The sequence below is a fragment of the Oceanispirochaeta sp. genome (genome assembly GCF_027859075.1).
Taxonomy (GTDB): domain Bacteria; phylum Spirochaetota; class Spirochaetia; order DSM-2461; family DSM-2461; genus Oceanispirochaeta.
Genome location: NZ_JAQIBL010000072.1, coordinates 1 through 5978 on the forward strand (window position 1 = coordinate 1; position 5978 = coordinate 5978).

Below are 5978 nucleotides of genomic sequence, written 5' to 3' on the forward strand. Positions count from 1 at the left end.
GTGGATGATGTTCTCTCTCTGATTACGGTCATCAACGAAATTGCCTCTCAAACAAATCTGCTCTCGATGAACGCAGCCATTGAAGCAGCACATGCGGGGGATGCAGGAAAGGGTTTTGCCGTTGTGGCACAAGAGATCAGGAGTCTGGCCGAATCTACCGGACAAAATGCTCTCAGTATCTCACAGACACTGAATAAACTAGTTGAACAGATCAACCGTGCAGGAACGATCAGCCTGGAGAGCGGAAAATCCTTTGAAGAGATCGAGAAAGGGGCAGGAACCGTGGCCTCGGCCTTTTCTGAAATTCATGAAAATACGGAGTCACTTTTGATCAGTTCTCAGCAGCTATCCCAGAATACACGAGATCTGCAGGAAATAGCCGCGGAATCGACGGCCAGTGTTCATGAAATAGAATATGGAGCAACAGATATTAACAAGGTACTTCAGGATTCCAAACAGGTTGCATCCAAGCTCAGAGAGGATATGGAAAAATTGACAAATGAGTCAAAAATATCCAACTTCAACCTGACTAAGGTGTCAGAATCCTATCTTAAAATATCAGAATCTTTTCTGGAGATAATGCAGGCTCGAACCAGCTATCTGGGAAAACAAAATGAACTGGAAAATAAACTTTTCATTTCCAATCTTATGGTCGCCCATGTGAACTGGATGGGAATATCCAGGTCTATTCTGGACGGCAGTACGGATAATGCCGATCAAGGGATACTGGATGACCATCATTGCAGGCTTGGCCAATGGATTTATTCACGGGGAAAAGAATACATCGGCGATGATCGGAAATTTGAAAACCTGAAATCCCGTCATGTCCTGCTGCATAAAGTCCTGTCAGAAATTGTTGAATTGAAAGATAAAGACAAGATGGCCGAAGCGGAATTGAAATTCCAGGAACTGACAGGCATCTCCAATGAGATCGTTCAGATTCTGATGACCCTCGGGTATTCAGATTTTATCAGCTGGAATGCAAATCTAAGTGTCCGGGTCAGAGAATTTGATGATCAGCACAAGAAACTCCTCAGTCTTATTTCCGATCTATACAACAGGATGGAAGAGGGATCGGGGAATGATATTCTAGGGGAAACTCTTATGAAACTCATAGATTATACGGAGTATCACTTTGGCATGGAAGAAAAGAATTTCCATCTATATAACTATCCCTATAAAGGGGAGCATATTGATCAGCATAATGCACTGGTGGCCAAAGCCAAAGAACTGCACCGGGGAATAGAGCGGAATGAAGGTGTGCTGAGCATTGAAGTGCTGGACTTCCTGCAGAACTGGGTTGTCAACCATATCAACAAGACGGACAAAATGTACACCGAGTTTTTCAGCCATAAGGACATCAAGGCATAAGAGTTTTTTCAACACCAGACTACAATGGGCTGATACATCAGATAGAATTCCCTGTTTTTAATCCCCTCTTTAAGGTCCATTACAGTCTTAATCCGGTTGTTGGGTTCACTCACCCAATTCTGGATGGTGATTGCCGTCTCAATTATGTCACTTGAATCCATGGATCTTGTAATAAAAATGGCAAACTCATCTCCTCTGAAACGATAGATCATCATCTCTGACGAGAGGCTTGAAATGAATCTCTTTGCCAGTTCCGAAAGGATGAAATCGCCCGATTGGGGACCATTAGAATTGCAATAAAAAGGGGCTGCATATCCTTGAAGTTCTTGTTTTTAATCAGGCGGACAATCTGCCGAATAAAATGAAATATCAGTGAATGGTTGTAAATATTCATATAAAAAAAAGAAGATTAAGAATCTCTGTAATATTCAATAAAAAAGAGATTCATGTAATGAGCAATACGGCAAAATATTTTATTTATGGAAAGCGGATAACTGTTGAAAAGAAGAGAAATAATTCACTGGATAAAAGGCCAAGAGAAATGTATAGAATAATCAAATTGACCGCTACTGGTATATTTTTTCTGTCTTATATTTTGGAATTTTACCCATAATAATAACCATGAGTTTAAGAAATGGGCGATTTATTGAATTTTTTCTTGTTTTTTTCATCTGAATAATGTGTAATATTATGCATAGAGTATTTATAATCATAAACTGTCTTAAATTGCTAAGGAGAATTTGATATGGCTAGAGCTAAAAAAACCGAAAATTTTGTAAAACTATACGACGGGCTTTCATTGGAAGATAAAAAGGTTCTAAGAACAGAGCTGGATTATGCTATTAAAGCTGAAGAACGGGATCTTTTAAAAAAGACCCAGGATGAAGTAGCAAGAAAACTGAGGGATACACTGAAAATTCACGATAAAATAAAATTCATGAATAATAAAGAAACTCAGGAAGGTGAAGTCATTACCATCTCTGTTGATAAAGTTCAGGTCCTGGTAAAAGGTAAGGATAAGGTAACTGTACCCTATCAGAAAATCATTAAATAATTTCCCCGTAAAAACTCTGTTTTTTGTGGACTGCCCTCTGTTTCATACAGACGGGCAGTTTTTTTTTGTCTTTTTTTGATCAGATCAAAAAAATATACTTGCCGGGAGCAGTACGTGCTGGTAAAATAGTACGTGTTTAAATACGAATAAGTACCACTTTAGCTATATATTGAAGAATATCGTCACGTGTGTTGGAATGCACACGTGTAGGAGGATACTGATGGCCCGTAAGATTACCCTGACAGTTCCCGATGACCTTTATCATAAAATTGACAGATGGAGATCCGGTTTTAATCTCTCCCGAATTTTTCAGGATGCCGTTGGTGATGCCATCCGGAAAAAGGAAGATTTTCAAAAGCGTATGGGAGAGGATACGTCCCTCAACGATGTCATTGCCCGCTTGAAGAAGGAAAAAGAGAACTGGGAGGAACGCCTGGCTTTTCAAGCTGAAAAAGCCGGGACCTTCTGGGCTTCAAACGCTCATTATGAAGACTTGATACTGGCGGTAAATACCAAGGAGGATCAGGTTTTGCAAATACCTCAGGTGCAGAAGCAGATCTCCGACACCATTCAGCAGCTCTGTCAATTTCCTGAAGCTCTGCAGGAGCGGCTTGAAAACATAAAGGCCACCGTTCAGGAGGGATGGCTGAAGGGCGTAAAAAATTTCTGGGAGACCGTAGGAGACAAACTTTAACTTATTTATGGGGCAGGGTCTGCCGGAAGGAGTTGTGTAATGAAGAAATATGTTCTGGGTCTGGACGCAGGATCTGTATCTTTGAGTGCTGTTCTTGTAGACAAGACAGGACGCATGATCAGTCACCATTCGTTCCATCATGAGGGAAATCTTAAAAAAGCTCTTCTTACTCTGGAAGGTAAACTCAATTTACAGGAGCTGGGATCGATAGCCCTTACAGGGCGGCCCGGCAGCAGAGCGGTTCACACTCTTTTTGTCGATTCCCGCATGGCCTGCATCCGTTCAGCCAAGGAGCGTTTTCCAGAAGTCTCTGCACTTCTGCTTGTAGGGGGGGAACAGTTTTCACTCATTCGTTTTGACAAGAACGGGGATTATGAATCAGTCAGGACGAATACTTCCTGCGCTGCCGGTACAGGAAGCTTTCTGGATCAGCAGGCGGGTCGTCTGAACCTGTCGGGCAGTGCCGAATTGAGCCGGGTCGCCCTTGAAAACAGAGATGAACCACCCCTGGTGGCCACCCGCTGCGCTGTTTTTGCCAAAACTGATTTGATTCATGCTCAGCAGGAAGGTTACTCCCTCTCTGCCATCAGTGAAGGTTTGTGCAGGGGGCTGGCAAAAAATCTTGTAGATACCCTGTTCAAGGAAGAAGAGATTTCCGGTTCCGTATTATTCACCGGCGGTGTGTCTGCCAATGAATCGGTCAGCCGCAATATTGCCTCCCTGATTCCTTCGGTTCTGTTGACGGACCCCCTCGGACAATATCAGGGGGCTCTGGGAGCCGCCCTCAGCCTTCTTAATGCTTCAGGTACAGTGGGAGAAGAGAATTTTGATTCTCTGTATCAAGACGAAAGGACCGATAAAACCGATTTTTATCCTCCCCTGGAGCTGTTGCTGTCGGACTATCCTGATTTTCAAAGTTACAGGAGTTGGGAGCAGCCCATCGAAGGACGGAAGGGGCAACCCTTTGTGGAAGTGGATTTGTATAGATCTTTGCCTGAAACTCTGGATTGTTATCTTGGAATCGATATCGGTTCCACCAGTACGAAGGCTATTGTCTGCGATCTTGAGGGAGAGGTGTATGGGGGATTCTATACAAAAACATCAGGACGGCCCCTGGAGGCCCTTCAGGCTCTTTTTGAGGCCATCAGCCTGGCGGCTCTTTCTGAAAACTCCCACTTGTTTATTCGGGGAAGCGGAACCACTGGTTCGGGACGGAAGTTTATTGGAAAACTGATTGAAGCAGATATTGTTCTGGATGAAATCAGCGCCCATGCACGGGCTGCGATTGAGCTTGATCCCCATGTGGATACCATCCTTGAAATCGGAGGTCAGGACGCCAAGTTTACAACCCTTAAAAATGGGAGGGTGACCCTCTCTGTCATGAATAATGTCTGCGCGGCTGGTACCGGGAGTTTTCTGGAAGAACAGGCGGCCCGTCTTGGATTGACTGTCAAAGATTATGCGGGAATGACCGAAGGTGAACGAGCCCCCCGTGTGAGTGATAGATGTACCGTTTTTATGGAACGGGATATCAACCATCAGCTGTCTGAGGGATGCACCGTGTCAGAGGTGCTCACTGCGGCTCTTCATGGTGTCCGGGAAAACTACCTGAGAAAGGTGGCTGTCACAGGCGCCATTGGGAACAAAATCTTTTTTCAAGGGGCGACGGCCAAAAATAAGTCCCTTGTGGCTGCCTTCGAACAGAAACTGAAAAGACCCATCCTCGTTTCTCCCTTCTGCCATTTGACCGGGGCTCTTGGCGCAGCTCTGACGCTGAAGGATGAAGCGGTTCTTTCTGATAGTTTTCCCGGACTGGATCTCTATAAGGCGGATATTCCGGTCAGGCAGGAAGTATGTGGTCTCTGTGGTAACCACTGCAAGCTGACCGTTGCCGATCTGAAGGATAAGTCGCTGGCCTTCGGGTTTCTCTGCGGTCGGGATTATAATACTGAAAGTTATGTGAATACCAATACCAGCGGCTGGAATCTGATGAAAGAGCGGCGCCGTCTGGATACAGGATTACAGAAATCCTTGCAAAGGGATGAAAGAGAGGCCGGGGATGATCTGACTATTGGTATTCCCGATGCCCTTCATCTGGTGGAAGACAGAGCCTACTGGCAGGTTTTCTTCCGGGATCTGGGGATCAGAACCATCCACTCCGCAGGCATGAAGGATGCCGTTTCCCGGGGAAAACCCCTGACAGGTTCCGAATTCTGTGCCCCTGTCAGCTCCTTGTTCGGTCACGCCGCGGCTCTTCTGGAAAAGGCGGATTATATCTTCCTCCCTCACTATCAGGAGCGGAAGACCGGTAAGGAAGGGGAATCCAGGAAGTTCTGCTACTTTACCCAGTTTTCAGCAAGTCTTGTTGCTCAGGCGGTGACGAAAGAACGCTGTCTGATGCCCCTGGCCGCCACCCGATACTCCTCTTTTCAGCTCAAAGGGGAGCTGCTGCGGGTTCTTCAGGCCCTGCCGGGACGTCAATTCTCATTCCTCCAGATATCGGCGGCTCTGGACAAAGCGGAGGAGTTCAGAAGGCTCCAAAAGGAGGCCTTGCTTGACCTTTTTACCAAAAACAGAAGCGAATCTGTAGACGTTCTCTTATTGGGACGCCCCTATACTGTTCTGCCTGAAGGGATGAATAAAGGGATTCCCGATATTTTCGGGAATCTTGGTATCCGGGTCTTTTACCAGGACATGGTGGATATAGAAGGGAATTTTTCAAATATTAAAGGGCTGCTAAAGGAAGTCAATTGGAACTTCGCCGATAAAATTCTCAGGGCTGCTGAAAAGGTTGTTCAGACAGATGGATTGTATCCGGTGTTCCTGACATCCTTTAAGTGCGGTCCCGATTCATTTCTG

4 protein-coding genes and 1 pseudogene are annotated in these 5978 nt (G+C 45.3%); 4 read left to right on the plus strand and 1 reads right to left on the minus strand.

Annotation, left to right across the window (positions count from 1 at the left end; all coding sequences use genetic code 11):
• Nucleotides 1-1371, plus strand: a 1371-nt coding sequence (locus tag PF479_RS03805; protein ID WP_298002366.1) for a bacteriohemerythrin, incomplete at its 5' end; no start/stop codon positions are given.
• Between the two features lie 8 nt (nt 1372-1379).
• Here PF479_RS03805 and PF479_RS03810 read toward each other — a convergent pair.
• A pseudogene (locus PF479_RS03810) lies at nt 1380-1646 on the minus strand (diguanylate cyclase); the annotation flags it as partial.
• Nucleotides 1647-2116: 470 nt separating this feature from the next.
• Here PF479_RS03810 and PF479_RS03815 point away from each other — a divergent pair.
• The 3 genes from PF479_RS03815 to PF479_RS03825 form a co-directional block, all read left to right on the plus strand.
• Nucleotides 2117-2425 carry a hypothetical protein gene (locus tag PF479_RS03815; RefSeq protein WP_298002367.1) on the plus strand — a complete coding sequence of 103 codons (309 nt, stop codon included), beginning with the start codon at nt 2117-2119 and terminating at the stop codon, nt 2423-2425.
• A 220-nt stretch (nt 2426-2645) separates the two neighbouring features.
• Complete coding sequence (locus tag PF479_RS03820; protein WP_298002368.1) at nt 2646-3119, plus strand: hypothetical protein; 474 nt, start codon at nt 2646-2648, stop codon at nt 3117-3119.
• A 39-nt stretch (nt 3120-3158) separates the two neighbouring features.
• Nucleotides 3159-5978, plus strand: a 2820-nt coding sequence (locus PF479_RS03825) for an acyl-CoA dehydratase activase (RefSeq protein ID WP_298002369.1), incomplete at its 3' end; no start/stop codon positions are given.

What these genes read in the sequence shown, in the direction of transcription:
- PF479_RS03815 (WP_298002367.1), top strand. Translation starts at nt 2,117, where the DNA reads ATGGCTAGAGCTAAAAAAACCGAAAATTTTGTAAAACTATACGACGGG.
- PF479_RS03820 (WP_298002368.1), top strand. Translation starts at nt 2,646, where the DNA reads ATGGCCCGTAAGATTACCCTGACAGTTCCCGATGACCTTTATCATAAA.